Raw genomic sequence first — 1,551 nt, forward strand, 5'->3', positions numbered from 1 at the left:
GCGCGGTCCTCGCGCTGGTGGTGACGCTGGGCACGGCCTCGCTCGCGGTGCGCTGGACGGGCGCCGAGCGGGACGACGAGGCGCCGCCGGCCGCCGCGGCGGAGCTGAGCGCCTCGGGGCGGGTGGATCCGGGCAGCAACCCCTACTGGTCGCAGAGCGACCTGACGGTGACGCTCAGCCAGCCGCTGACGTCGTTCTCGGTGGAGCTGCGGGTGGTGGCCGGCGAGGGGGTCAGGGCCACGGGCGCCTGGCGGACCCTCCCGGAGGCGGACTTCGCGCTGACCACCGCGGTGGAGGACGACGTGCTGGTGTTCCGGTGGGAGCTGCGCCCCGGCGCGGTGGTACCGGCGGGCGAGCACGTGTTCGCCGGGCAGTACGACCACGCGCTGGGGGCACGCGACACCTCGGGCGACCGCTTCCTGGTCGAGGGCGCCGGTGCCGGCGGCGCGGTGGAGACGAGCGGCACCCTCGGCTGAGGCGCCACCACCGGTGGGACGCCGCCGGTGAGAGGTGGCCGGTGAGGCGGGCCGGTGAGGCGGGGCCGAGCGCGGCGCCATTCGGCGAGCGTTCTCCGGGAACCCTGGGATAATTCCTCCCGCAGAATTGAGCGGGGAATTCGAATCGCGTTTACCCTCTAATCCAGGGCGTTCTCGCGGGCCTCTTCTGCCCGGTCTCTCGGACCTCAAACACTCTTTTGCCGGAATCCCGGAAGGTCACAACGAGCACCACCCAGGTCACTTCTTCGTTACGCAAGCGTTACAAAACCCTCGTCTTCACCCGTTTTGCCCGGTAACCAACGGGCAAACCGGCACATATCGCCGAGTGGGCCATGATGATCCACGCGCGCACGCGATAACACACGACCATCACCCGGGTAACCCCTGCCCACGATGCGATTTCGCGATTCGCTCGGTAAATTCGATCTGCATGACCCCCGCACAACCCGACCGTGCACGAGCCGCAGACGACGATTATCCGAACATGCCAATCGAGCCGAGCAGACTGGACGACGGGGAATTCCCCGGGCTGGAACTGGACAGCCCACGGCCGGAGGACGGCGCGGCGCTGTGGCGCCTCGCCCGGGACTCCCGGGCACTCGACCTGAACTCCCCCTACAGCTACCTACTGTGGTGCCGCGACTACGCGAACACGTCCATCGTGGCCCGCGACGCCTCCGCCGGCCCGGTCGGTTTCATCACCGGCTACAGCCGCCCGGAGGCCCCGCGCACCCTGCTGGTCTGGCAGGTGGCGGTCGACCGCGGGCAACGGGGTCGGGGGCTGGCCGCGGCGATGCTCGACGCGCTGGCTCGCCGCACCGGCGACAAGCTGGGGGTGGACGTGATCGAGACCACCGTCACACCGGACAACACCGCATCCAACCGGCTGTTCGCCTCGTTCGCCGAACGGCACCGCGCCCCCGTCACGCGCGAGGTGCTGTTCGACGCCCACGACTTCCCGGAGGCGGGCCACGAGCCCGAAGTGCTCTACCGGATCGGGCCCATACCCGTCCCCGCCGTCGCGCAGCAGCACTGAGCCACCGCTCATCCCCTC

1 protein-coding gene and 1 pseudogene are annotated in these 1,551 nt (G+C 70.2%); both read left to right on the forward strand.

The window, feature by feature from the left end; all coding sequences use genetic code 11:
- Positions 1-476: pseudogene (locus tag E1283_RS37865) on the forward strand (hypothetical protein); the annotation flags it as partial.
- 505 nt (positions 477-981) lie between these two features.
- Positions 982-1,533 carry a diaminobutyrate acetyltransferase gene (gene ectA / locus E1283_RS36070; RefSeq protein WP_243745346.1) on the forward strand — a complete coding sequence of 184 codons (552 nt, stop codon included), beginning with the start codon at positions 982-984 and terminating at the stop codon, positions 1,531-1,533.
- Positions 1,534-1,551 lie beyond the last annotated feature (18 nt).

This window comes from Streptomyces hainanensis, assembly GCF_004348415.1.
In the GTDB taxonomy this organism is placed as follows: Bacteria; Actinomycetota; Actinomycetes; order Streptomycetales; family Streptomycetaceae; genus Streptomyces; species Streptomyces hainanensis.